This window comes from Arthrobacter hankyongi, from assembly GCF_022012395.1.
Classification (GTDB): Bacteria; Actinomycetota; Actinomycetes; order Actinomycetales; family Micrococcaceae; genus Crystallibacter; species Crystallibacter hankyongi.
This window is the reverse complement of sequence record NZ_JAKLTQ010000016.1, coordinates 40,066-61,569: the sequence shown is the minus strand read 5'-3', so window position 1 is coordinate 61,569 and position 21,504 is coordinate 40,066. Positions and strand designations below refer to the sequence as shown.

The following is a 21,504-nucleotide window of genomic DNA, read 5'->3' as shown; positions in this document are numbered from 1 at the left end:
GATCTGCCCGGGGTCCCCGTGCGCGAAGCGAATGGGGAAGCGCGTCGTGCCTTCCCGCTGCTCGCAAGCTCGCAGCGGGACCCTCGGCACTAGCTGCGAACGGTAGCGCCTCCCCGCCTCCCACCCCTCGCCAGCTCGGGGCGGGCCCCTCGGCCAGAGAGCTGCCAGGGGTCCCCATGCGCGAAGCGTATGGGGAAGGCAGCGAACGGTAGGCTGGGCAGATGCAAAGCCCGGACCAGCCCGTCAAAGCATCCCTGCACATCACCATCGACCTGGACATCACCGACGCAGAGGCCATGCAGGACTATGCGGTCGCCAAGGCTCAGACGGCGGAGCACATGGCCATGGCCTCGGCCAACCTTTTCGGCGCACTGGCCATCTCGGTGGACCCGCTGCGGATTGCCGACGAAGTACCGGGCGTCAGGCTGCTGCGGGGCAAGGTGGAACCGACCGAAGGGCACGCCACCCCGGATCCGGGCCTACCGGGCACCGGATCCGTGGGACGGGAACCGGCTGACACCGGCATCGGCGATGACCCGTCGGCCGCCCTGATCCAGGCGTCCGACCGGGTCCGGGGCCTGGGCCTGGAAATGCTTGGCTATGACGGTTCGGCTCCGGAGGCGGAGCGCCAGCTCTCTCGCCACCGCGCCCAGATGCTGGCAGGTCTGCTCTGGCACGCCGCCGCCGCCATGACGGACGAGCTATTCAACGACATCGACCTGCTGCGCGGCCGGGCTCCGACGGCGGCCGACGTCGACGATACGTATGTGATCAGCAACCTGCCTCCGCAATTCGCCCACCACTATGACGCGCGTTTCGCAGCCCGCTTCCTGGCTGTATGCACCGACCTGTCGATGAACTTGGCCGCCGGCTGGAAGGAGCCCTCCTGCGTGGCCCAGGAACTGGCGGTGCGGTGCCTGCTCGCCGATGCCGAGTTCCTGGCCGAGGAACTGGAGCTGGATGCCGAACTGCCGCCGGACTGGCTGGCCATGCTGGAGGAGTCGTTCCTCAGGCTCGCCGATTCGATGATGCTCTTCGACCCGGCGATGGACGGCTTCGAGAACGACCCCGGGGCCAGTCCGGAAGGCGCACCGTCGATGAAGTTCGAGGACTGGTTCAAGCCGTTCAGCCCCGAACACCACGTTCCGCCGTTCGCCGAGCGAGGCTAGGACACGCCGTCCGGGCAGTCCGGAATATCCCGCTGCCGGAGTGTGTTGGGCAAGAGAGCTGCCCAGGGGCCCCGGGCTGAGCTTGCGAAGCACGGGGCAGGCGGCGAACGCTAGGATCGGACGTTGACAGACCGTCCGGCACAACCCCGCAGGAGTTTGAGACCCACCGATGGCCACCGATTACGACGCTCCCCGCACCAAGGACGAAGACCAGGGACACGAATCGCTCAAGGCACTGAAGTCGCAGCAGCACGGCAGGACAGCACTGATCGACGTCGAGGACGCCGATACCGCCGAAGGCATCGACCTGCCCGGCGCCGACCTCTCCGGCGAGGAACTGATCGTCCAGATCGTCCCGCCGCAGCAGGACGAATTCACCTGCGCATCCTGTTTCCTGGTCCGCCACCAGTCCCAGGTCGCCCGCGAAAAGGACGGCGCCAAATACTGCCGGGACTGCGAAGGCTGACAGCTGGCAGAGTCTGGAATTGGGCATCCATATCGGCACGTCGGGGTGGAGCTATGACCACTGGGACCACGTCCTCTACCCCGGCGGGACCGCCACCCGTGCCCGGCTCGACTACTACTGTCGGCGGTTCGGCACGGTCGAACTGAACGCGAGTTTCTACCACTGGCCGCGCGAGACTGTCTTTGCCGGCTGGCGCCGCCGGCTGCCGGAAGGCTTCCTTTTCTCGGTCAAGGCGCCACGGGGATTGACACATGCGAAAAAGCTGTACGCCCCGGAAATCTGGATCGACCGGATTGCGCGGTCCTGGCATGAGCTCGGTGACAAACGGGCAGTCCTGCTGGTCCAACTGCCTCCGGGGATGGAACGCGACGATGCCCGCCTGGACTATTTCCTGGGCCTGCTGCCGGCATGGATCCAGGTAGCGGTCGAGTTCCGGCACCCCAGCTGGCATCACGAGGCCGTTTATACCCTCCTCGAACATCACCAGGCGGCCTACTGCGTCATGAGCGGCGCCGGGCTGCCCTGCGTGCTCCGGGCCACCGCCGGCTTCGCCTACGTCAGGATGCACGGGCCTGACCATGAGCACCTCTACGGCGGTTCATACTCCCACCAGGACCTGCGCTGGTGGGCCGACCGGATCCGGGAATGGCAGAGCGCAGGCAAGGACGTCTACGTCTATTTCAACAACGACGGCGGCGGGAACGCGGTCCGCAACGCAGATACGCTCCGGTCCATCCTGTCATAAGGCCAGGTTCGGCCCGCCGCGGCCCTGCTCTCGTGAACGCCCCCACCCACCCCAAACATGGCCTTGCCGGTGCGTGGTCGCATGGACCATGACCGGCAAGTAATACGAGTGTGCCATCCGCGCAGGCGCGAGCCAAGGGCCGTTATCAAGGATTTACCGGCGCGGGCCAAGAGTGTCCCGAATGCAACCCCGGCGGGAAGCCCGGCATGACGCCGGCCCGGAACTTAGGCGGCGCGGATCAGGACACGCAAAACCAAGCGTGCTTACTATTGGGTGAGCAAGCCATGTCCATCCGCCCGTCCACCGCTGCGGGCAAGGCACCGAAAGGCAGTCCATGGGCGCCGTCGAACTCATCCTGATCCGCCACGGTGAAAGCGAAGGCAATGCCGCAGCGTCGGCCGCCCAGGCGGCCGGGCTGGAAGTGATAGACGTCAAGCACCGCGACGCGGACGTGCCGCTGAGCGATACCGGCCGCAGGCAGGCCACGGCCCTCGGGCGGTGGTTGAAGGAGGCCTCGGACGGCGAGCGGCCGGAATCGATCTGGTGCTCCCCCTACCTGCGGGCACGGCAGACGGCGGAAATCGCCGGGTGGGGACCGTCCGGGCTGCGGATCGACGAACGGCTGCGCGACCGCGAGCTGGGCATCCTGGACACGCTCACCGCCCTCGGCGTCGAGGTCCGTTATCCACTGGAGGCCCGCCGGCGCCGGTGGCTGGGCAAGTTCTATTATCGGCCGCCGGGCGGCGAATCCTGGGCCGACGTCGTGCTGCGGCTGCGCTCGCTGCTGGCGGACCTGGACCGGGTCGAGGACGGCAGGCGCGTGGCGCTGGTCTGCCACGATGCCGTCATTTGGCTCCTGCGCTTTGTGTGCGAAAGCCTGCGCGAGGAGACGCTGCTGGACCTGGCTGCCGCCTCGGTGGTGCGGAACGGATCGGTCACCCGCCTGGTCCGGCCTTCCGGTAAAGGCCACTGGACCCTCGCCGTCTTCGACGACGTAGCGCATCTTGAGGCCGGCGGAGTTCCGGTCACCCGACACGCCGGAGACACCAATGTCCACCCACGCTGAACCGGTCACACCGGCGCTGCTGCGCGGCTGGCAGCTGTCCACCGAGGCAGCCGGCAAGGATGACCGCGGCACCGTGCTGGTGGTCGGAGGGTCCCGCAGGACGCCCGGGGCGGCGATGCTCACCGGGCTGGCCGCGCTGCGGACGGGTGCCGGCCGGCTCACGCTGGCGGTTGCCGAATCCGCAGCGGTGGCCACGGCCGTCGCGGTGCCGGAAAGTGGGGTGGTCGGACTGCCGGAGAACGCCGCCGGCTCGGTCCGCGGCGATGCCGCCAAGGTGTTGGCGGCGGATGCCGCCGCGGCCGACGTCGTGGTGGTGGGACCAGGGCTGGACGACGCCGCGGAAACCGCGGCGCTGCTCACCGGCCTGGCCCCCTTGCTCCCCCGGGAGTGCACGGTTGTCCTCGACGCCTATGCCTTAGGTGTGCTGGTGGATCTGGCGGATGTGTACCAACAGTGGGACGGACGCCTGGTCCTGACGCCCAATGCCGTCGAGGCCGCCCGGCTGCTTGGGCAGGATGACGTGGACATGGCCGCAGCCATACCTCGGGTCGCCCGGAAATACCGGGCGGTGGTGACCGGGCAGGGCGTCATTGCCGACCCCGGCGGCGGCTTGTGGGAGGTCCCTGCCGGCAACGCCGGGTTGGGCACGTCCGGCAGCGGCGATGTGCTGGCCGGAGCCGTCGGCGGGTTCCTGGCCCGGAAGGCCGCACCCGCACAGGCGGCCTGTTGGGGCACCTACCTGCATGCCACCGCCGGGGACCGTCTGGCTTCGGCCATCGGCCCGCTGAGCTTCCTGGCCCGGGAGCTGCTGGACGCGGTGCCCCAGGTGCTGGCGGAGCTCACCGCCTGACGGGATGCGGTGGACAGCGTCGAGCTCCTCCTGGACCGGGACGGGGAACAGCGGGTGCTGGCAGACTGGCACCGGCTGCAGCGGGCCGGACTGCCCAGCCTGGCCGATCACCGGTCGCCGTCGAATGCCCCCCATGTCACTTTGCTGTCCGCCCCCGACATTGACGGCGGAACCGACGAGGCACTGGCCGGGGCAGCGGCCGCTGCCCTGCCGCTGGCCCTGGTCTCCGAGGGGCTGTTGGTCTTCACCGGCCGGCGCGGCCTGGTACTGGCCCGCCACGTGCTCTGCAGCCCCGCGCTCGCGACGTTCCAGCGCACTGTGTACGAACTGCTCAGCGGTTCCGTGGAACTGTTGCCGACATCGCTTCCCGGCGGCTGGCTGCCGCACCTCACCCTCGCCCGCGGGCTGTCCCGGTCCCAACTGGCCGAGGCAGTAAAACTGCTGGATGCCGGCCGGTGCACCGCCGAAGCCGCGGCCCTGCGCCGCTGGGACAGCAGCCGGAAACTGCAGCAGCGGCTGCCGGGACCGTGACCCCGGGGGGGTGGATCGCGGCATGGACAGGCAGCTGATGCAGGACTAGGCTTCCACTACCCCACCCACGCCTCACGTCCTTGGAAGGGGCATCATGGGTATCATTTCGTCCGGCTTCCAAGGCCGCAGAAACAGGGACGATCCGGGCTTGCCACCCGGCCAGCATCGAGCCGAAGACTTCCCGGTCCTGTCGGCCGGACCGACCCCAAGGATCGCCAGGGCGGACTGGGAGTTCCGGATCGTCACGGAGACCGGGACCAGCCGCCACTGGGATTGGGCAGCCTTCCTCGCCCTGCCCCAGGAGGACATCACGGCCGATATCCACTGCGTGACCAGCTGGTCCAAGCTCGGCACGCACTGGCGGGGCGTCGCCCTTGACACCCTGTTCGACCAGATAGAAACTACGGCCAGGTTCAGCCTGGTCCACTCCTACGGCGGCTACACCACCAATGTGCCGCTGGCGGACCTCCTCGGGGGCAAGGCCTGGATCGTCCACCAGTTCAACGGGGCGGATCTGCCGTCCGAGCATGGCGGCCCCGCCCGCCTGCTGGTCCCCCACCTCTACTTCTGGAAAAGCGCCAAATGGGTGCGTGGCCTCGAACTGACCGGCGAGGAGATCCCTGGATTCTGGGAGACCAACGGATACCACGCGCACGGCGACCCGTGGCGCGAGGAGCGCTACGGGTGAGCAGCGCCTGGCACATCGTCGACGTCGTGGCCGTCCAGGAGGAGACCGCGACGGCGCGCACCATCGGCCTGCGCTTTCCCCTGCCGGTCCGGTCCCTGCCCGGCCAGCACCTCGACCTCCGGCTGACTGCACCGGACGGCTACCAGGCAGTACGTTCCTACTCGGTCGCCTCGGCCAGTCCACCCGACACGCTGGAGATCACCGTGGAGGAACTGCCCGACGGCGAAGTGTCACCGTACCTGGTGCGCAAGCTGGCCGTCGGTGACCAGCTCGAGGTCCGCGGGCCGGTGGGCGGCTGGTTCGTCTGGCGTCCCGAGGATGCCTCCCCGGTCCAGCTCATCGCCGGCGGCTCCGGCGTCGTGCCACTGATGGCGATGGTCCGCGCCCATGACCAGGCCCGCCACCCCGCCCCGTTCCGGCTGCTTTACTCCGTGCGCGACCCTGAGTCGGTGTACTACCGGCAGGAACTTGAGTCCCTTGCAGGATCGTCGAGCGGCCTCGCGGTGGACTACGTGTATACCCGGCGCGCGCCGGCAGGCCGGCCGGTCGGCCGCCTCGATGCCCGGATCCTCGCATCCAGCGTTTTTGGACCCGAGGCCGACCCCGCGGTCTTCATTTGCGGGGCAACAGGCTTCGTCGAAACCGTCTCGGGCTGGCTGGTCGATTCCGGCTATCCCCCGGAGCGGATCAAGACCGAGCGGTATGGCGGCATGGGAGGCACCGGATGAACGGATGGACGGGTCGGCCGGCGCCCGGGGGACCCGGTGCCGGCGAGCGCGGCACCGGCGGCCCGGACGGCCTTGGGGAAGACTACCTGGATGGTAACGCGCTCGCCGGCCCCCTTTCCGAAGTCTTCCTCATCGACATGACCTCCGCACGGGGCAGGTGCGACAGCTGCGGCGCGGTGTCGGCCATCGCAGAGGCAAGGCTGTACGTGAACGCTCCGGCCATGGTCCTGCGCTGCCCTTCCTGCTCCGGTGTGCTGCTGCGCGTCCGCCGGGACGGCGGCCAGGCCGTCCTCGACCTTCGCGGATTCAGTTACCTCACCATCGACCTGGGCTAAGACCACCGGCTCATGCATCAGTGCCCGCCTCGGCGCTAGGAAGGAACCACCGGAATGAACGCCTTACCGAACATCGTCCTCGTCCACGGAGCGTGGGCGGACGGCTCCTGCTGGAGTGCCGTCATCGAGCCCCTGCAGGCGGAGGGCTACCGCGTCACGGCACCCCAGTTTCCGATGACCTCTCTGGCCGACGACGCGGCCCGGCTCCGCCAGGTGCTGGCGCGTCAGAACGGCCCCACCTTCGTCGCCGCCCACTCCTACGGAGGCCAGATCCTCACCTTCCTCGGCACGGATGCACCTCATGCCGTTGGCCTGGTCTATATCGCAGCCTTCGGCCTGGACGAGGGTGAATCCCTCGGCGCGCTGCTGTCACAGGGACCGCCTACACCGGCGCTGGCGCACCTCGACGTCGACAGCCAAGGCTTCGCCTGGCTTCCCGAGGAGGACTTCGTTACCCACTTCGCGGCCAACGTGGAGCCGGCCAAGGCACGGGTGATGCACGCCGTGCAGCAGCCGCTGTCCGTCCGCGCCCTCGAAGACGTGATGGGAGCCCCGGACTGGCGGACCCTGCCGTCCTGGTATCTGGTTGCCGGCGCGGACCAGGCGATCCCGCCCGACGCCGAGCGGCTGTTCGCCAAACGCATGGGCGCGGCTACCGTCGAGGTTCCCAGCGACCACGTACCCATGGTGTCCAGCCCGGCAGAGGTGGTGAACCTGATCAAAGCGGCGGCGGCGAACTAAGGCCTACGGGAATACCTTGGCGGATCAAGCCGCCTGCAGCACGTCTGCCGTCAGGGCAGCCAGCGCCCGGGCCCGGAGCTCCGGCCATTCCTCACGCAGCAGGGACAGGACCACAATGTCGCGCCACGAACCATCCACGCGCTGGACGGAACGCCGCCGGGTGCCTTCCACGGTGAAGCCGAAGCGGGTCAGCGAGGACAGCGAGCGCAGGTTCCGCGGGTCCACGTCGGCCTCGATCCGGCCGGCACCGCAGCCGACCAGCCAATCCAGCAGCGCAATCTTCGTCTCATGGCCCACTCTCCTGCCCCAGTAGGCAGGACTGATGACCGTGCGGCCGACCTTGGCACGCTCCGAAACGGCATCCACCTCGGTGACTCCCGTGGTCCCGACAAACTGCGGTATGGGTTCGTCCGTAAAGACACTGAAAATGCGGTGTCCGTGGTATCGGCGCTCGATGTAGGCCAGCAGCTCCGCCCTGCCGCACGGGCGGTGGTCTCCGTCGCCGTAGCCCTGCGACCAGATGCTGTCCTGGGCCAGGATATCGGCCAAGGCCCCGCTGTCTGCCGGGCAGTACGGCGCCAGGATGAAGCGGCCCGTACCGGACTGAAGGGTCGGCAGAAATTCGGGCAAGTGTAGAACCACGGCGGCCTTCCAGTCTCTGTGCGGAACTGGATTTCCGCCCGGTTCCAGGCCGCCCTTGCGCAGCCTCGGAGCACACAGTGCAGGAAGAGAATGAGCGTCCGGTAACCGGCGGGAAAACGGCCGGTGTGTACCCGCCGGGATCAGTCGCCGACGGCTTCGCGTCCGCGGCGGACCAGCAGCGGGTCCGCTGCGTGGACCACCGTGGAGTCCTTGTCCTCGTAGTCGAATTGGTTGAGGAAGAACCGCATGGCGTTGATCCGGGCCCGCTTCTTGTCATTGGACTTGATCGTGATCCAGGGCGCGTGGTCGGTATCGGTTTTCAGGAAGGTCGCTTCCTTGGCGACGGTGTAGTCCTCCCAGCGGTCCAGCGAGGCGAGGTCCATCGGCGACAGCTTCCAACGCCGGACCGGGTCGATCTGGCGGATGGCGAAACGGGTGCGCTGCTCATGCCTGGTCACCGAGAACCAGAACTTGGTCAGATGGATTCCGGAATCCACCAGCATCTTTTCGAAGAGCGGCGCCTGCTCCATGAACGTGTGGTATTCGGCGTCCGTGCAGAAGCCCATCACCCGCTCAACGTTGGCCCGGTTGTACCAGGACCTGTCGAACAAGACGATCTCCCCGGCAGTGGGCAGATGCTGGATGTAGCGCTGGAAGTACCACTGGCCGTGTTCACGGTCGGAGGGTTTGGACAATGCCACGGTGCGGGCGGAGCGGGGATTCAGATGCTCCGCGAAGCGCTTGATCGTCCCCCCCTTGCCGGCCGCGTCGCGGCCTTCGAAGACAATCACATGCCTCAGGCCGTGGTCCTGGCCCCAGTACTGGAACTTCAGCAGTTCGATCTGCAGTCGGTACTTCTCCACCTCGTACGCCTCGCGGGTCATCCGCTCGTTGTACGGGTAGTCCTCCCGCCATGTCTGGATGGCCGAGCCGCCGGGGTTGATGAGCTCCGGGTCCTCGCCCTGTCCGCCGCGCACCGTGTAACCGAGTTCGACCAGCTTGTCGATGAACTCCCGCAGGTTGTCCCTGACCAGCCACTGGTCCTCGGGTGCCCACGGCATGTGCGTATGGTCCATCCCGGGCCTCCTTCCGGCTCGCCGAACCCTCGACCGCAGTGTAACAGTGCGGATTCTGCCCGCGGCCATCGCCGGGGACCGGTCCGATGACTACACTTTAAGTGTGTGTCCCGGGCGGAATCCAGCATCCGGATCCTGGCCCGGCACCCGCCATTCCGAAGGTGATGAGCCACCGACCTGAGGCGGCCGGTTCCGCTCTCCGCATGCCGTAGCCGGACCAGCCGGCAAGCCCCGGGCTGAAAGACCTTGCCGTGAGTATCACCAAGCGGATTTTGGCTCGCTACCGGGCCCGTACCGGGAGCCTGGTACAGGTCGATGCGCCCGCGGCGGTGGCTCCCATGGCGATCCATAATGCCGGCCACGTCATGGCCTGCCTGGTCACTGGGCAGACCTTCCGGTTTGCGTCGGCAGAAACTTGCCGGGGCGTGCCGCTGGGATTGCGGAAGCAATCAGACAATCTCCTCTGGGAAGCGGTGTGCCTGGCCGGACTCGTGGCCGAAGCCACCGCGGGACAGCCAGGCCTGTCCGACGAAGCCCTGCTCGAGCGGATCCGGAACGAAGACCAGCCAGACGATTCCGAATTTCACCGGCCCGAAGGCAGCAACCGGCCGTTCGAGGAACAGTCCGGAGCCGTTCTGGCCCTGGCCATTGTCAGCGCCAATTGGCAGGACATTGTGATGATAGCGCTGGCGCTGGCCCGTTCCGGCCGCCCAATGTCCCGGGCCGAGTTGCTGCGCGAAGTCAGAAACAAGCGAGGTGCCGACCTCGGCTCGCAGTTCGAGCGCTGGCGGAGTGCCATTGCCGTTACCCGCCCGCTGGGCGGTACCGGCCGGAGCATCCTGAATGGCTCGGGCGGCGAGATCCCGTAACTGCCAACTTCCATCCCGCACAGGTCCCCGCGCTGCAGCCGTATCCCCAAGTTCACTTGGCAGCGCTACGATGTTGCTCACAACCCGCAGCACGGACCAAAAGATCCAGAGGATCACCATGGTAGATATCGACCGCGTGCCTGGCCTGCCCGCTCCTGCAGGGCTGCAGGACATCCGTGGTTTGGGACCCCGCGGATCTCTCCGGCCGTCACTGCCCGCATCCCGGGGCCGGACGGCGGCCGGCCCCGGCGAGGGACGGGACTATTACGTCCGGGCCAGATCCTTCGACGCGAACGGCGCCCCGGCCTTTGTGCTCGGGACCGGCATCGCGGCGAAGGTCTTCGGCACCCTACACGCCTGATTCGTCCGGCGCGAACGCTATACCGATAGTGAGGAGCTGAAGTGGCCACGACCTCCGAGAACATGATCGAGATTGAACAGAAGTACGCTGTCGATGAAGCCACGCCGCTGCCGCTGCTGCACGAACTGCCCGGGGTGGACCGGGTGGAGCAGCCCGTGGAGCATCGGTTGGAAGCGGTCTACTTCGACACACAGGGTCTGGTCCTGGCCGCGAACCGCATCACGCTTCGCCGGCGGACCGGCGGCGACGACGCGGGCTGGCACCTGAAGCTTCCGGAAGGATCCGACGGGCGCCGGGAAATCCGCGAACCTCTCGGCGAGGACCCGGAGCTTGTGCCCAAGCCGCTGCTCCAATGGGTACGCGTATACGTGCGCGACGAGGCGCTGGCCCCGATCGCGAGGCTGCAGACCCGGCGCGTCGTCCACCGCCTCCGCGGTACTGACGGCATCCTGGCCGACGTCAGCGACGACCACGTGCGGGCCGAAACGCTCGGTCCGGGGGCCGGCAGCACCCAGTGGCGGGAATGGGAGATTGAACTGGTTGACGGCCAGCGCGAGCTGCTGGAGTCGGCACAGGCAATGTTCGCTGAAGCCGGCGTCCGGCCCGCACCCCACGAATCGAAGCTGGCCCATGCGCTGGGGGACCGCCCGCTGGAAGCGGAACCCGAGGCACCGCAGCCGCGGCGCAAGGGGGCCGCCGCCGACGTCGTGCTCGCCTACCTCCACCAGCAGGTCAGCCAGCTCAAGCTGCAGGACCCGCAGGTGCGCCACGACGTCCCGGACGCACTGCACCAGATGCGGGTGGCTACCCGCCGGATGCGCTCGTCGCTGGCGACGTACCGGAAGCTGCTGGACACGAACACGGTAAACCAATTGCGCGACGAGCTGAAGTGGCTGGCCGGCGTACTTGGCGCAGCGCGCGACGCCGAGGTGATGCATGACAGGCTCCGCGGGCTGGTCTCCCTGGAGCCGGCGGAGCTGGTCATGGGACCGGTGGAGAGGCGTATCGACCTGGAACTTGAGTCCGACTACAACACCGCGCATGCCAACGTGCTGGAAGTCCTGGACCAGCAACGATACTTCCGTCTGCTCGATGCCTTGGAATCCCTGCTGGCGGAGCCGCCCCTGACCGACCTGGCATCCAAACCGGCACACAAGGTGGTGCCCAAGCTGGTCAAGCACGACATGAAACGGCTGCGCAAAGCCGTCAAGGCTACCGAAAACCTCACGGATCCAGGCAATGAGGACCCGGCCCTGCACGAAACACGGAAATGTGCCAAACGGCTCCGCTACGCCGCCGAAGCGGCGGAGCCGGTCGGCGGCAAGCGTGCCGCGCGGCTGGCGGAGGCGGCCCACACCGTACAGAAAGTCCTCGGCGACCACCAGGACAGCGTGGTGGACCGCGGGTTGCTGCAGCGGCTGGGCGGCAATGCCTTCCTGGCAGGCGAGAACGGATTCACTTTCGGCCGCCTCCATGGCTTGGAACAGGCAGCAGCAGCACGCTCCGAGGCAAAGTTCCGCCGCAAGTGGGACAAGTTCCCTTCGGCCTCGCTGAAGAAATAGCCCGGGACGCTACTGGTCCTCCTGCTGGTAGACGTCCGGGATCCCGTCGTGGTCCGCATCGATCTGTTCCTCGGCCTCGATCCGTCGGTAGTGCCGGTTGCGCGCCCGCAGGATTCCGCTGGCCAGCACGGCCGCCAGCAACGAGGCGGTGAGGATGGCGACCTTGGCATGGTCGTTGTGCGGACTGTCCAGTCCGAAGCTGAGTTCGGCAACCAGCAGCGACACCGTGAAGCCGATGCCGGCCAGCACCGCCATTCCGGTCAGGTCGATCCATTTCAGCGAAGAGTCCAGCTGGGCGCGGGTGAACCTGGCCATCAGCCAGGTCGTGCCCACGATGCCCACGGGCTTGCCCAGCACCAGGCCGGCGACGATGCCGAGGGCCACCGGGTCGCTGAACGCGGCGGCGAGGCCCTGGCTGCCGCCGATCGCGACGCCGGCGGAGAAGAAGGCGAAGACCGGTACGGCCACACCGGCGGAAACCGGGCGGAACCGGTGTTCGAAAATTTCAGCCAGTCCGTGGCCGGCTTCGGGGCCTCCGCTGGCCTGGCTGCGCCGGACCGGAATGGTGAAACCGAGGACAACACCGGCAATGGTGGCGTGGATGCCGGAGGCATGCAGCAGCGCCCAGGCCAGGATGCCGATCGGCAGCAGAATCAGCCAGGCAGCCGCAGGCCGCAGGCCGAAAAAGCGGCTGTATCTCTGCGCCAGGAAAGCATAGGCAGCCATCGGCAGCAGTGCCAGCAGCAGGGCAGGAACGTGGATTTCCTGGGTATAGAAGACGGCGATGATGAGGATGGCAATCAGGTCGTCCACCACCGCCAGCGTGAGCAGAAAGATCCGCAGCGCGCTGGGCAGGTGCGAACCGATGACCGCCAGGACGGCGACGGCGAAGGCAATGTCCGTCGCCGTCGGAATGGCCCAGCCCCGGATGGTTTCCGGGCTGCCCCAGTTGACGGCCGCATAGATCAGGGCAGGCACGATCACGCCGCCGGCGGCGGCAGCCACCGGAACGATCGCCTTGTTCACCTGCCGCAGGTCCCCGGCCACGAATTCGCGTTTGAGTTCAAGGCCGACCAGGAAGAAGAAGACCGCCAGCAGCCCGTCCGCGGCCCAAGTGCCCAGACTGAGCTCTAGATGCCACGGGGCGTACCCCACGGTGAAGTCGCGCAGGGCAAAATAACCTGCGGCAGCCGGCGAATTGGCCCAGACCAGGGCGGCGGCGGCGGCGGCAACCAGCAGGGCGCCGCCGACAGTCTCCTTACGGAGGATTTCGCCAATGCGCAGGGCCTCGCCGTAGCTGCCCCGGCCCAGGAAACGGATCTTCGGAGGGGTGGAAGAGGGCTTGGCGGCCATCAGGGCTCCTTTGGGCTCGGCAAAATACCTGCCGACCAGACTTCCCGGCGCACCCTTGAACGACTCTTGATTCACTCTACCCTGCCGAAGTGGACGGCTGGCAAACTCGGTTCCATGCGCGAACTCGTCATTCTCGGCACCGCTTCCCAGGTCCCGACGCGGACCCGCAACCACAACGGGTACCTGCTGCGCTGGGACGGTGAAGGTCTGCTCTTCGATCCTGGCGAAGGCACCCAGCGGCAGATGATCCATGCCCGTGTGGCGGCCTCCCAGATCACGCGCATCTGCCTGACCCACGTCCACGGCGACCATTGCTATGGGCTGCCCGGTGTGCTGTCCCGGATGGCGCTGGACGGCGTGGCGCACCCGGTCCACCTGCACTATCCTGCCTCCGGCGAGGATGTGGTCCGCGCGCTCGTCTCCGTCGCCTCCCCCGGCATCGACCTGCGGCTGCGCCCACACGGCAGCGCCGGTCCGATCGGCCCGGGCCTGGAGGTACGCCCCCTGCAGCACCGCCTCGAAACCTACGGCTACCGGCTCACCGAGCCGGACGGGCGCACGCTCCTGCCGGACCGGCTGGCGGCGGCCGGAATTGCAGGACCGGACGTCGGCCGCCTGCAGTACGAAGGACGTTTGGGCGGGGTGTCGCTGGAGGAGGTGAGCATGCCGCGGCCCGGGCAGCGCTTCGCCTTCGTCATGGACACGGCTCCCTGCCCGGGCGCCGAGGAGCTCGCCGATGGGGCCGACCTGCTGGTGGCCGAATCAACCTTCAGCGACGACGACGCCGAACTCGCCGCGCAGTTCCGCCACCTCACCGCCGGGCAGGCTGGCGCGCTGGCGGCCGGCGGCAATGCCGGGACGCTCGTGCTCACCCACTTCTCCGCGCGCTACCGAGATGTCTCCGTGCTCGCCGCGCAGGCCCTGGCCCGCGCCGGCGGAGCCGCCGTCGTCGCCGCGAATGACCTTGACCTGATCCCGTTTCCGAAGCGGCGGCCCGTTTGACCTGTTCCCGGACCGTGTTGTCAGAGCACAGCCGCCGGGAAACGCAGTTCCCGGCCGGTTTTGGCAACCTCCCGCTGCACGGTCGCAAGGACCTCACGCACCGCTTCTCCGGCGTCGTCCGGGGACTGCGCCAGCATGCCCTTGGCGCGCCGGACCAACCGGTCCCAGTCCCCTCCCCCGGTCCGCAGGGCCCGCAGGGGCGAAAGCAGGACGGCACGGCGCAGCCAGATGTCACGGTCCTGCGCCCAGCGGTCGAGGATGGTCTCCGCCCGCGCCCGGTCCCGCGGCTGCAGCGCCTCTACCAGGGGACCGATGACATCCACCGCCAGCGGATCGACCAGCGCGGGCAGCCGAGCCTCCCGTACAAACCCCTCCAGCCGAGTCAGGTCGCCGTTGTCCAACAGCCGGACGTTCGACTGCAGCAGCACGACGGCTGCGAGCCGGCGTTCGAACACGGGCACCGCCCAGAGCTCGGAGCTCAGCGCCGTGACGTCGTCATGCGTTAGTCCCCGGTAGCGGCGGGAGGCGTCGCGGACGGTCCCCCGCACCGCTCCAACCGAAGCGCCGTAATAGCGCAGTCCGCGGCCCTGGCCGGCCTGCTGCTCTGCCGCCCGTTGCCAGGACCCTTCGCGTTGAAGGGCAGCGTCAACGAATTCACCGGCCTCACTCACCCGGCTATTCTCCCGTTGGCCAGGGGGCAGGTCCAGCAACCCACCATACGACGGCAGGGACGGGGCCCGAAGGCCCCGTCCCTGCCCGGCTGCCGCTGCGTCAGCGGCTGAAGGCCGGATCGACCAGGACTGCGTCGATCTGCCCCATCGCCTCGTTCATGCCCTCTTCCATGCCCATGGCGAGCATCTTCTCCAGCTGCTCCGCGGATTCGAAGTTCGACACCACGGTCATCCGGGTCCGGCCGCCGACAGCTTCCAGCGTCACGATGCCGTGGGTGGTGCCCATCTCGGCCACCGGGTCGCCGTTCTCATCGGCAAAGCCGTCGTCGAACTCAAGCCGGTTCGGCGGCTCGATGGCGGTAAACCGCCACCAGCCCCGGGCCTTATCCCCCTCCGGGCCGGTCATATAGTAGTTCGCCCCGCCCCCGGGCACGAACTCATGCTTCTCAAAGGTCGCGGGCCAGGTCGGCGGGCCCCACCACCGCTCGAGCTGGCGCGGGTCCTCCCAGATCTGCCACACGCGCTGCACGCTGGCATCGAATTCGGCAACGATGGTCATGCTCAGCGCCTCGGTGTCCTTCTGTGTACTGATGACCGTCATGACGGGGTCCTTCCTATCCTTCGGCGAGAATGTCCGCGATCCGGTCGGCACGCTGCCGCCAGATCGCCTCGTACTCATCGAGCAGCCGCCGGGCCCGCTGCAAACCTTCATAGTGCACCCGGACGATCTGCTCCCTCCCACGCTTCTGCTTCGTGACGAGGGACGCACGCTCCAAGACCGCTACGTGCTTCTGTACGGCGGCAAAACTCATGGCATACAGTGCCGCCAACCCTGAAACCGAATACTCGCCGGCCATCACCTTGGCGACAATGTCCCTGCGGGTGGCATCGGCCAAGGCGTGGAACAGCCTGTCGATCTCGGCGTCGCTCAATTGATCTACAACCATTTGGTTGTAGGATATGCGAGTGCTGCAAGCCTGTCAATGGCTGCAGTAGCAGCCGTTTCCGCGTAGATACGAAAGCAGTTCAGCCGCAGCAGTGGTGCACGGAGCACCCGCCGACGCACAGGAAGGTAACGTCAGGAAGTCCATGCTGCGCACGCACGCACGCCGGCGGTCATTGCGTCCAAGGCCCGCTGTACGCCTGGCACCGCGCAGTCAGGAGGCGGACGACGGCGCGTGCGCGCCGTCGTCCGCCTCCTGCCAGGCCAAACAGATACGTCCGCTCCGCCTCATCCTGCTGCAACCCGCCCGGGAATCAGCCGCCCCGGCGGATTGGTCGCTTAGCTGCCTTCATGGTGGTGACGGGAAACTTCCAGCACGAAAGCCGGACTATGTCGCTGGCTGTGCCCGCCGCTATGGTTCAGTCGCGGCGGAAGCCGCGGCGGTCCTCGCGTCTATCCTCCCTGTCGTCACGGCGGTCGTCGCGGCGGTCGTCGCGGCGGTCATCGCGGCGGTCGTGCCGGCGGTTGATTCCGTGTGCAACCACGACGGCTCCACCGACGGCCGCGACCGTCCGGCCCAAGCGCCGATTTGCCAAAGGCATGGTCAGTCTCCTTCTTTCGCGTCAGCCTCTGCCGCGGCCAACACGGCATGGATCGGGATGCGTCCGCTCGCGACCACTTGGCCCCCGGCACCTCGCACAGCCGAACCGAACGGGACGGCCCATAGGTTCTCCCACACAATCGCCCATGCCGAATTGCCAGGCTCGATGGTCTCGGCCAGGTCGTGAACGTCCTGCTCGGAGAGCACCATGGCCAGTTCAGCCTCGGCAGCACGCCACTCCCCGAGCTCGCTCGGGTCGAGGTCCGAAATCTCCGCCAGTTCGAGGTTGCCTTGCTCGTCCTTTCGGAGGAACACCAGGTCAAGCACGCGGACCAGGCCGCGGTCGACAAGATCCTGGAGGTAGGGTGCTACCTGGCCCTTTCCGAAGTCGCTGCCCGGGAACTGCACCACGAGCCAGTCCACCGGTCCAAGTTGCTCAGTTATTTCAGTCATCCGTCTGGTCTCCGCTCTCACCTAAAGGCAATGGTGTTCGGGCTTCTCCACTCTCGCCCTGCCCGGGTGGCGGCCGCATCACCCGGTCTAGGTGAATTGAGATAGCCCGCTCCACAGCACGGGAGATGCGGCGGGCAACGTACCCGGGCGGGGTAGGGTACGGTCATGGACATCATCCTGGTTCCCGGATTCTGGCTGGACGCCTCGTCGTGGTCGCAGGTCACCCCACCGCTCGTCGCGGCAGGACATAGGGTCTACCCACTCACGCTGCCCGGGCTGGAGGCAGCCAATGCGCCGCGGGCCGGTATCGGACTGCGCAACCACATCAACGCCGTCGTCGCCGCCGTCGATGCTCTCGACGCTCCGGTGGTCCTCGTCGGGCACTCCGGCGGCGGCGCCATCATCCACGGCGCCGTCGACGCGCGCCCGGACCGCGTCCGGCGCGCGGTATATGTGGACAGCGGTCCGCTCGGCGAGGGCGGTGTCATCAATGACGAACTGCCCGCCGAAGGAGACGACGTGCCGCTGCCGCCCTGGGACAGCTTCGAAGACGCCGACCTCGTCGACCTGGATGACGGACTGCGGGCTGCTTTTCGGGCTCGCGCCATCCCGCAGCCGCGCGGCGTGGCCCGCGACCCCCAGCACCTTGGCGACGAGCGCCGCTACACCGTCCCGGTCACGGTCATCGCCTGCGAATTCCCGTCCGCGGTGCTCGCCGAATGGATCGACGCCGGCCACCCCTACGTCGCGGAACTCGCGCGGATCCGTGACGTTGAGTACGTGGACCTGCCCACCGGGCACTGGCCCCAGTTCACCAAGCCGGCCGAGCTCGCTGCAGCCATCCTCGCCGCCGTCGACCGCGCCAAGTGAGTGCCGGGGAGACCTAGGGCCCTCCCGGCTGATAACCCGGGCGCGCGGTGAAAAGGGCAGCGCATGGATGACCTGGTTGCTTTCCTGTTCGAGCGGATCAAAGAAGACGAACAAGTGGCTGCAGGCCGGCGGGAGCACTGGGCCGGCGACAGACTCATCGCGATCACCGACAGCAGTGTCAGACTGGCTGATTCCGCCGGCGTTACCAGGGTGCAGGCCGGCGATCGGCGGATGCTGGCCGAGTGCAGAGCCAAGCGGGAGATCGTAGTCAAGTACTGGTATGAACTGAACGTCATGGCCCACGGACCTGCCAGTGACTGGTCCCTCGGCGGACAGGGCGCGCGGGAAACCGCGCTGCGGTGCATTGCTGCCGTGTATGAAGACCACTCCGGGTATCGGGCCTCCTGGAAGCTGTGACGCAGGCTCCGCCAATTGGGCCGGTCCGGTACGTGGCCGCGGCGATCAAATTGCCGCCGGCCCGGCGCGGTGCGTTGACCTCGACGGCGCCGCGGTGGCACTTTGGAGGGCAATGATCAGCACGAACGAGGGAGGGGCCATGGCGGATCCCTGTGGCAATGACGACCTGGCCGGTTTCCGGTTCCATGTGGCCTGGTCACCGGAGGACGACATCTATATCGCCACGGTGGCCGAATTCCCATCCCTGTCCTGGGTCGGCGACAGCCGCCTGGATGCCTTGTGCGGGCTCGAGCGGCTGCTGGAAAGGGAGCTCGACGGCGGGCGCCGCAAGGATCAGTCCGCGCCCGTAGGCTGACGGCCCTGCCGGTCGACGGCGGCACTCCCGCCTTGGCCTCGGCGGAGCACGCCGACCTGGACCTGCACGGGCCGGACCCGCTTTGCTCCAACCCAACGAAAATGCCGGGTACGGAATCCCCCAATCCCGCATCCGGCATTTTTGTCCCAGGTCTCTGACCCCGAACGCACCCCCACATGCATTTCCTGGATCTATCTGGTTACGGCTCCGGGTGGCCCCGATGCCTGTGATGAATCGTATGACCCATCACAGGCCGGTGTCGACGAAATATTGCCCAAAGATTCGCACCAGTTTCGGCGCGGCCGGAGCCGCGGGCCGGAGACCGTCAGTAGTGCGTTCCGCACCGGCGGATTGTTCAGCTCTGGACCTCAGTCATCCTGATCTCCGACACGGTGCACTTTCAGTGAATTTGTGGATCCTGGCTGGCCGGGAGGCGACCCGGCGGCGATGACCGTCAGGTCGCCGGCCTGGGCCAGTCCCATGTCGCGAAGCACCCGGTCCACCCGGGCCGTCATGCCATCGGGTGCGCCACGAACGGAACCTGGAGCGGCTGGATCCCCCACGCCAGAGTCATGACGTTCATTGCTGCCTGCGAAGGGGTCAAGGCGAAGACCTGTTTGACCGGGCGCAGGCGGCTCAGCCGGCGGGCGTGCGAAGCGGCGTAATCAGCCGCGACGCCTAGGAACGCCCGGGCCGACGGAGTCAAATCGGCTTGCCGGCTCAGCACGGCCACGTACAGCACCGACGTCGGCTTGATGCCTACCACCCGCAGCCCCGACTGACGTGCCAGCGGCGCCCAGGAGGAGGGCATGACCGCATGTCCGACGCCCGCGAGGACCAACGGCAGAATGGAGGTCCGGTGCGCCACTTCGACCGCAATCTCCACACTGATCCCGCTGGCAAGGATGTCATCGACCAGCCATCTCATCAGCGATCCACGCTGCGAGGCGACGACCCGGTGGCCGCCGAGGTCGGCGCGCTCGATGGCGTCCCGCCTGCCAAAGACGTCCGCGTGCGGGTTGATGATCAGAACCAGCGGCTGGCGTTCGAGCTGCATTACATCGACATCGGGCGCCCGGAACGGTTTGTCGGAACCCAGGATGCCAATTTCCGAGGTTCCGTTCCGGACGGAGGCCACCACGTCTTCGGTAGTGAAGGCAGCGCCAACACTCACCGTCACGGACGGGTGCAGCCGCGTGTAAGTGGCAATCATGGAGGTCAGCGGCTCAATGCCCGGTGATGGCATGGCAGTCAGGTCCAGCCTGCCACTGCGCACGCCCTTGAGGGCATCAATGGCTGATTTCGCCACATCCAGGTCGCGGACCACGACCCTGGCCGGACCCACCAGTTCCTTGCCCGCCTGGCTGAGCACCGCCCGCCGGCCGACCCGGTGGAACAGCGGGACCCCCACCTCCTGCTCGAGGGCTTTGATCGTCTGCGACAGGGACGGCTGCGCAATCAGCAGGTGTTCGGCCGCACGGTTGAACCCCTCATGGTCCACCACTGCCAGAAAGTATCTCAGCTGCCTGACATCCATGAGTGCTCCCGTGCTGCCGTGCTCCACCTGACTGGAAAGAACCTCTCCCGCACCCCATTATGTTCTGCGGTGGCACGGGCGCTGCGTTCCGCGCCGCGCCCACGGAACGGGCCGCGCCGGACCGGCCCGCCTCAGCTGCCCAGCTTCAGCGACTCCCAGCCGCCGCGGCCGATGTAGACCGCCGCAGCGGTCTTGTTCTTGGTCACCTTGTAGTAGCGGATGTTCCCCGAGGTGTCCCGGGCCAGGAACCCGGCACCGCCGTCGCCAAGGTGGTTCGGCAGCGTGGACAGGTGGGTGATCTTGTTCCACCCGGAACTCCCGATGATCCTGCGGGTCTCGGCGAGGAACGCGCCTGCGCCATTGGAACGGTAAAGCGTCAGCTGCCCGGTCCCGGCGGCCGTCCGGGCGACCAGATCCATCCGACCGTCGGCGTCGTAGTCCACGGTGAAGGTGTCGGAGTTCTTGAACCCCGAGCCAAGATACGACCGGGCGCCATGGGTGCCGCCGGACGGGTTGGCGTAGTAATAGGCCTTCCCGCTCGCCAGTTCCCGGGCGATGATCCCCGGGAACCTGTCGGCTGTCATCCAGCGGGTCACCTCGATGTCGAAGCCGGACCAGCCGCCGAACCCGATGGTCCGCGGCGCGGCCAGCCCGCCCAGGACCAGCCCGTAGCTGACGGTGAGGTTGCCGTTGCTGCGCCGGGCGACGATGTCCTGGATGCCGTCGGCGTTCCAGTCGGCCACCTCGATCTGGGCGGCGTCCTTCCAGCCGGAGGAGATCCAGATCCGGTTCCACATGTCGCCGCCCCCGGCCGATGGGTAGGCGAAGAGGTTGCCGGCGGCGTCGACCGCGGCAATGTCCCCTTCCCGGAACGAGGACAGGTCCACCTGCGGCAGCGTTGCCCGGGTGGCGGGGTAGCCGGCGAGGTTCTCCACGACCACGTACATGCCGTGGTAGTCCGGATGGGTTGTTTTCATCCAGCCCACGCCAATGTCGGTTGCCCGGGGATTGAGCATCCCGGCGCGGTGCACGGAGGATGCCATCCACCAATCCACGATCTGCCGGGCCGTGTTGTTGATGCCGATATTTTCGGTGTACCAGTCCCAGCCCGCCGGAATCTGCCAACTGCCGTAACCTTCGCGATGGATGTCCTCCATGGTGAACGTGTCCTTGGAGATACGGCGGTTTTGTTCCTCGGCCCAGGCCTGGGAAACATTGGCAATGGACTGGTTCCACACCACCGGAGGCAGCCCGGCTCCGGCCCGGTACTGGTTGGTCAGCCGCAGTACCTCGGCGACGAACGGGTCCTGGGCCGTGCGCGTCAGCGCCTGGGCCGGGGCCACGCCGGAGGCCAACAGGCCCAGCAGCAGGACAAGGACGGCCAGTAGCTTGCATGCAGCACTCATCAGTTCCCCCAGCAGTTGGTCCCCGCAAAGGGGACAGTCCTGTCGTTGCCTATCGGCTGCTGCCCTG

The 21,504-nt window shown here is 67.5% G+C and carries 28 protein-coding genes; 17 read left to right on the top strand and 11 right to left on the bottom strand.

Annotated elements, in window-relative coordinates; translation table 11 throughout:
- The first annotated feature begins 221 nt into the window (after positions 1 to 221).
- The 10 genes from LVY72_RS17790 to LVY72_RS17745 all read left to right on the top strand — a co-directional run bounded on the left by LVY72_RS17790 (position 222) and on the right by LVY72_RS17745 (position 7,319).
- A complete protein-coding gene (locus tag LVY72_RS17790) occupies positions 222 to 1,169 on the top strand; it encodes a hypothetical protein (RefSeq protein ID WP_237823713.1) in 948 nt (315 codons plus the stop codon).
- A gap of 169 nt (positions 1,170 to 1,338) precedes the next feature.
- Complete coding sequence (locus LVY72_RS17785; RefSeq protein ID WP_237823710.1) at positions 1,339 to 1,635, top strand: DUF4193 domain-containing protein; 297 nt, start codon at positions 1,339 to 1,341, stop codon at positions 1,633 to 1,635.
- 19 nt (positions 1,636 to 1,654) lie between these two features.
- Positions 1,655 to 2,380: a DUF72 domain-containing protein gene (locus LVY72_RS17780; RefSeq protein WP_237823707.1), complete on the top strand. Its 726-nt coding sequence runs from the start codon at positions 1,655 to 1,657 to the stop codon at positions 2,378 to 2,380.
- A gap of 334 nt (positions 2,381 to 2,714) precedes the next feature.
- Positions 2,715 to 3,446, top strand: coding sequence for a histidine phosphatase family protein (locus tag LVY72_RS17775; protein ID WP_237823704.1), 732 nt, complete (start codon positions 2,715 to 2,717; stop codon positions 3,444 to 3,446).
- Positions 3,430 to 4,296, top strand: a complete 867-nt coding sequence (locus tag LVY72_RS17770) for an NAD(P)H-hydrate dehydratase (RefSeq protein ID WP_237823701.1) — start codon at positions 3,430 to 3,432, stop codon at positions 4,294 to 4,296. Before LVY72_RS17775 ends, LVY72_RS17770 begins: the two co-directional genes overlap by 17 nt.
- A gap of 9 nt (positions 4,297 to 4,305) precedes the next feature.
- Positions 4,306 to 4,827, top strand: coding sequence for a 2'-5' RNA ligase family protein (locus LVY72_RS17765; protein WP_237823698.1), 522 nt, complete (start codon positions 4,306 to 4,308; stop codon positions 4,825 to 4,827).
- A gap of 94 nt (positions 4,828 to 4,921) precedes the next feature.
- Positions 4,922 to 5,515 carry a sulfite oxidase-like oxidoreductase gene (locus tag LVY72_RS17760; protein WP_237823694.1) on the top strand — a complete coding sequence of 198 codons (594 nt, stop codon included), beginning with the start codon at positions 4,922 to 4,924 and terminating at the stop codon, positions 5,513 to 5,515.
- A complete protein-coding gene (locus LVY72_RS17755; RefSeq protein ID WP_237823691.1) occupies positions 5,512 to 6,243 on the top strand; it encodes an FAD-binding oxidoreductase in 732 nt (243 codons plus the stop codon). Before LVY72_RS17760 ends, LVY72_RS17755 begins: the two co-directional genes overlap by 4 nt.
- Positions 6,240 to 6,578 (top strand): DUF6510 family protein, encoded by a 339-nt coding sequence (locus tag LVY72_RS17750; RefSeq protein WP_237823674.1) that lies wholly within the window; start codon positions 6,240 to 6,242, stop codon positions 6,576 to 6,578. Before LVY72_RS17755 ends, LVY72_RS17750 begins: the two co-directional genes overlap by 4 nt.
- A gap of 54 nt (positions 6,579 to 6,632) precedes the next feature.
- Entirely contained in the window at positions 6,633 to 7,319 is a 687-nt protein-coding gene (locus LVY72_RS17745; protein WP_237823671.1) for an alpha/beta fold hydrolase, read from the top strand.
- Positions 7,320 to 7,343: 24 nt separating this feature from the next.
- Here the strand turns inward: LVY72_RS17745 and LVY72_RS17740 are convergent, their stop codons facing one another.
- Together LVY72_RS17740 and ppk2 are read right to left on the bottom strand one after the other, a co-directional pair.
- Positions 7,344 to 7,949 (bottom strand): GNAT family N-acetyltransferase, encoded by a 606-nt coding sequence (locus LVY72_RS17740; RefSeq protein WP_237823667.1) that lies wholly within the window; start codon positions 7,947 to 7,949, stop codon positions 7,344 to 7,346.
- Positions 7,950 to 8,101: 152 nt separating this feature from the next.
- Positions 8,102 to 9,037, bottom strand: a complete 936-nt coding sequence (ppk2, locus tag LVY72_RS17735; RefSeq protein WP_237823664.1) for a polyphosphate kinase 2 — start codon at positions 9,035 to 9,037, stop codon at positions 8,102 to 8,104.
- Positions 9,038 to 9,288: 251 nt separating this feature from the next.
- On the opposite strand from ppk2, the gene LVY72_RS17730 reads away from it, so the two are divergent.
- From LVY72_RS17730 to LVY72_RS17720, 3 genes are all read left to right on the top strand, one after another.
- Complete coding sequence (locus LVY72_RS17730; protein WP_237823648.1) at positions 9,289 to 9,906, top strand: hypothetical protein; 618 nt, start codon at positions 9,289 to 9,291, stop codon at positions 9,904 to 9,906.
- Between the two features lie 118 nt (positions 9,907 to 10,024).
- Positions 10,025 to 10,267 (top strand): hypothetical protein, encoded by a 243-nt coding sequence (locus tag LVY72_RS17725; RefSeq protein WP_237823645.1) that lies wholly within the window; start codon positions 10,025 to 10,027, stop codon positions 10,265 to 10,267.
- 41 nt (positions 10,268 to 10,308) lie between these two features.
- Complete coding sequence (locus LVY72_RS17720; RefSeq protein ID WP_237823641.1) at positions 10,309 to 11,829, top strand: CYTH and CHAD domain-containing protein; 1,521 nt, start codon at positions 10,309 to 10,311, stop codon at positions 11,827 to 11,829.
- Positions 11,830 to 11,838: 9 nt separating this feature from the next.
- On the opposite strand, the gene nhaA is transcribed toward LVY72_RS17720, so the two are convergent.
- Positions 11,839 to 13,182, bottom strand: coding sequence for a Na+/H+ antiporter NhaA (gene nhaA / locus LVY72_RS17715; RefSeq protein ID WP_237823638.1), 1,344 nt, complete (start codon positions 13,180 to 13,182; stop codon positions 11,839 to 11,841).
- Between the two features lie 114 nt (positions 13,183 to 13,296).
- Here nhaA and LVY72_RS17710 point away from each other — a divergent pair, with 114 nt between their 5' ends.
- Positions 13,297 to 14,184: a ribonuclease Z gene (locus tag LVY72_RS17710; RefSeq protein ID WP_237823635.1), complete on the top strand. Its 888-nt coding sequence runs from the start codon at positions 13,297 to 13,299 to the stop codon at positions 14,182 to 14,184.
- Positions 14,185 to 14,204: 20 nt separating this feature from the next.
- Here LVY72_RS17710 and LVY72_RS17705 read toward each other — a convergent pair whose 3' ends face one another.
- The 5 genes from LVY72_RS17705 to LVY72_RS17685 all read right to left on the bottom strand — a co-directional run bounded on the left by LVY72_RS17705 (position 14,205) and on the right by LVY72_RS17685 (position 16,852).
- Positions 14,205 to 14,855 (bottom strand): DNA alkylation repair protein, encoded by a 651-nt coding sequence (locus tag LVY72_RS17705; protein WP_237823630.1) that lies wholly within the window; start codon positions 14,853 to 14,855, stop codon positions 14,205 to 14,207.
- Positions 14,856 to 14,955: 100 nt separating this feature from the next.
- Positions 14,956 to 15,456, bottom strand: coding sequence for an SRPBCC family protein (locus LVY72_RS17700; protein ID WP_237823627.1), 501 nt, complete (start codon positions 15,454 to 15,456; stop codon positions 14,956 to 14,958).
- Between the two features lie 13 nt (positions 15,457 to 15,469).
- Positions 15,470 to 15,802 (bottom strand): ArsR/SmtB family transcription factor, encoded by a 333-nt coding sequence (locus tag LVY72_RS17695; protein WP_237823624.1) that lies wholly within the window; start codon positions 15,800 to 15,802, stop codon positions 15,470 to 15,472.
- A gap of 415 nt (positions 15,803 to 16,217) precedes the next feature.
- Entirely contained in the window at positions 16,218 to 16,400 is a 183-nt protein-coding gene (locus LVY72_RS17690) for a hypothetical protein (protein ID WP_237823607.1), read from the bottom strand.
- A 2-nt stretch (positions 16,401 to 16,402) separates the two neighbouring features.
- Positions 16,403 to 16,852 (bottom strand): DUF6325 family protein, encoded by a 450-nt coding sequence (locus LVY72_RS17685; RefSeq protein WP_237823604.1) that lies wholly within the window; start codon positions 16,850 to 16,852, stop codon positions 16,403 to 16,405.
- Between the two features lie 165 nt (positions 16,853 to 17,017).
- On the opposite strand from LVY72_RS17685, the gene LVY72_RS17680 reads away from it, so the two are divergent.
- From LVY72_RS17680 to LVY72_RS17670, 3 genes are all read left to right on the top strand, one after another.
- Positions 17,018 to 17,722: an alpha/beta fold hydrolase gene (locus LVY72_RS17680; protein WP_237823600.1), complete on the top strand. Its 705-nt coding sequence runs from the start codon at positions 17,018 to 17,020 to the stop codon at positions 17,720 to 17,722.
- Between the two features lie 63 nt (positions 17,723 to 17,785).
- Entirely contained in the window at positions 17,786 to 18,139 is a 354-nt protein-coding gene (locus tag LVY72_RS17675) for a DUF6221 family protein (RefSeq protein ID WP_237823598.1), read from the top strand.
- A gap of 139 nt (positions 18,140 to 18,278) precedes the next feature.
- Positions 18,279 to 18,494, top strand: a complete 216-nt coding sequence (locus tag LVY72_RS17670) for an antitoxin HicB (RefSeq protein WP_237823569.1) — start codon at positions 18,279 to 18,281, stop codon at positions 18,492 to 18,494.
- 368 nt (positions 18,495 to 18,862) lie between these two features.
- Here LVY72_RS17670 and LVY72_RS24945 read toward each other — a convergent pair whose 3' ends face one another.
- From LVY72_RS24945 to LVY72_RS17660, 3 genes are all read right to left on the bottom strand, one after another.
- Entirely contained in the window at positions 18,863 to 18,976 is a 114-nt protein-coding gene (locus LVY72_RS24945; protein ID WP_372463731.1) for a hypothetical protein, read from the bottom strand.
- Between the two features lie 29 nt (positions 18,977 to 19,005).
- Positions 19,006 to 20,031 (bottom strand): LysR family transcriptional regulator, encoded by a 1,026-nt coding sequence (locus LVY72_RS17665; protein ID WP_237823566.1) that lies wholly within the window; start codon positions 20,029 to 20,031, stop codon positions 19,006 to 19,008.
- A gap of 131 nt (positions 20,032 to 20,162) precedes the next feature.
- Positions 20,163 to 21,437 (bottom strand): CAP domain-containing protein, encoded by a 1,275-nt coding sequence (locus tag LVY72_RS17660; protein WP_237823550.1) that lies wholly within the window; start codon positions 21,435 to 21,437, stop codon positions 20,163 to 20,165.
- Positions 21,438 to 21,504 lie beyond the last annotated feature (67 nt).

What these genes read in the sequence shown, in the direction of transcription:
- LVY72_RS17790 (WP_237823713.1), top strand. Translation starts at nt 222, where the DNA reads ATGCAAAGCCCGGACCAGCCCGTCAAAGCATCCCTGCACATCACCATC.
- LVY72_RS17785 (WP_237823710.1), top strand. Translation starts at nt 1,339, where the DNA reads ATGGCCACCGATTACGACGCTCCCCGCACCAAGGACGAAGACCAGGGA.
- LVY72_RS17775 (WP_237823704.1), top strand. Translation starts at nt 2,715, where the DNA reads ATGGGCGCCGTCGAACTCATCCTGATCCGCCACGGTGAAAGCGAAGGC.
- LVY72_RS17770 (WP_237823701.1), top strand. Translation starts at nt 3,430, where the DNA reads ATGTCCACCCACGCTGAACCGGTCACACCGGCGCTGCTGCGCGGCTGG.
- LVY72_RS17760 (WP_237823694.1), top strand. Translation starts at nt 4,922, where the DNA reads ATGGGTATCATTTCGTCCGGCTTCCAAGGCCGCAGAAACAGGGACGAT.
- LVY72_RS17750 (WP_237823674.1), top strand. Translation starts at nt 6,240, where the DNA reads ATGAACGGATGGACGGGTCGGCCGGCGCCCGGGGGACCCGGTGCCGGC.
- LVY72_RS17745 (WP_237823671.1), top strand. Translation starts at nt 6,633, where the DNA reads ATGAACGCCTTACCGAACATCGTCCTCGTCCACGGAGCGTGGGCGGAC.
- ppk2 (WP_237823664.1), bottom strand. Translation starts at nt 9,037, where the DNA reads ATGGACCATACGCACATGCCGTGGGCACCCGAGGACCAGTGGCTGGTC.
- LVY72_RS17725 (WP_237823645.1), top strand. Translation starts at nt 10,025, where the DNA reads ATGGTAGATATCGACCGCGTGCCTGGCCTGCCCGCTCCTGCAGGGCTG.
- nhaA (WP_237823638.1), bottom strand. Translation starts at nt 13,182, where the DNA reads ATGGCCGCCAAGCCCTCTTCCACCCCTCCGAAGATCCGTTTCCTGGGC.
- LVY72_RS17710 (WP_237823635.1), top strand. Translation starts at nt 13,297, where the DNA reads ATGCGCGAACTCGTCATTCTCGGCACCGCTTCCCAGGTCCCGACGCGG.
- LVY72_RS17700 (WP_237823627.1), bottom strand. Translation starts at nt 15,456, where the DNA reads ATGACGGTCATCAGTACACAGAAGGACACCGAGGCGCTGAGCATGACC.
- LVY72_RS17695 (WP_237823624.1), bottom strand. Translation starts at nt 15,802, where the DNA reads ATGGTTGTAGATCAATTGAGCGACGCCGAGATCGACAGGCTGTTCCAC.
- LVY72_RS17690 (WP_237823607.1), bottom strand. Translation starts at nt 16,400, where the DNA reads ATGCCTTTGGCAAATCGGCGCTTGGGCCGGACGGTCGCGGCCGTCGGT.
- LVY72_RS17685 (WP_237823604.1), bottom strand. Translation starts at nt 16,852, where the DNA reads ATGACTGAAATAACTGAGCAACTTGGACCGGTGGACTGGCTCGTGGTG.
- LVY72_RS17680 (WP_237823600.1), top strand. Translation starts at nt 17,018, where the DNA reads ATGGACATCATCCTGGTTCCCGGATTCTGGCTGGACGCCTCGTCGTGG.
- LVY72_RS17675 (WP_237823598.1), top strand. Translation starts at nt 17,786, where the DNA reads ATGGATGACCTGGTTGCTTTCCTGTTCGAGCGGATCAAAGAAGACGAA.
- LVY72_RS17670 (WP_237823569.1), top strand. Translation starts at nt 18,279, where the DNA reads ATGGCGGATCCCTGTGGCAATGACGACCTGGCCGGTTTCCGGTTCCAT.
- LVY72_RS24945 (WP_372463731.1), bottom strand. Translation starts at nt 18,976, where the DNA reads ATGGGACTGGCCCAGGCCGGCGACCTGACGGTCATCGCCGCCGGGTCG.
- LVY72_RS17665 (WP_237823566.1), bottom strand. Translation starts at nt 20,031, where the DNA reads ATGGATGTCAGGCAGCTGAGATACTTTCTGGCAGTGGTGGACCATGAG.
- LVY72_RS17660 (WP_237823550.1), bottom strand. Translation starts at nt 21,437, where the DNA reads ATGAGTGCTGCATGCAAGCTACTGGCCGTCCTTGTCCTGCTGCTGGGC.